The 331-nt window shown below is 61.3% G+C and carries 1 pseudogene; it reads right to left on the reverse strand.

The features are described from left to right. Positions 1-292, reverse strand: a pseudogene (locus tag EN786_RS36670) (hydrolase); the annotation flags it as partial. Positions 293-331 lie beyond the last annotated feature (39 nt).

The raw sequence follows: 331 nt of genomic DNA on the forward strand, positions 1-331 counted from the left end.
CGGCACTGGAATCAAAGCCCGAGCGGGCGAACTCATGCGCGTGCTCGTGATAGTTCTTGCCGACACAGAAAATGTTGCGGCGCGGCTGGGGGATCGGCGCCTCGATCTCGACCTGCGCAAGCGGGATCGGCGACAAGGTACGCGGGATGCCGGCGCCGTTGCGCTCGACCAGCGCCAAGATGCCGGACCTGGCCTGGTCGACCGAAAAAGCGAAAGGCGCGATAGTCTGGGCATCGAGGTCGACAAGACCGACGCGACGTTCGCCGGATATCGAAAAAGTCGCGACCCGCATCCAGTTCCTCCCTGAACCAATATTGAGCCAATTTTTTGC

The organism is Mesorhizobium sp. M4B.F.Ca.ET.143.01.1.1 (assembly GCF_004792275.1).
Taxonomy (GTDB): Bacteria; Pseudomonadota; Alphaproteobacteria; order Rhizobiales; family Rhizobiaceae; genus Mesorhizobium; species Mesorhizobium abyssinicae.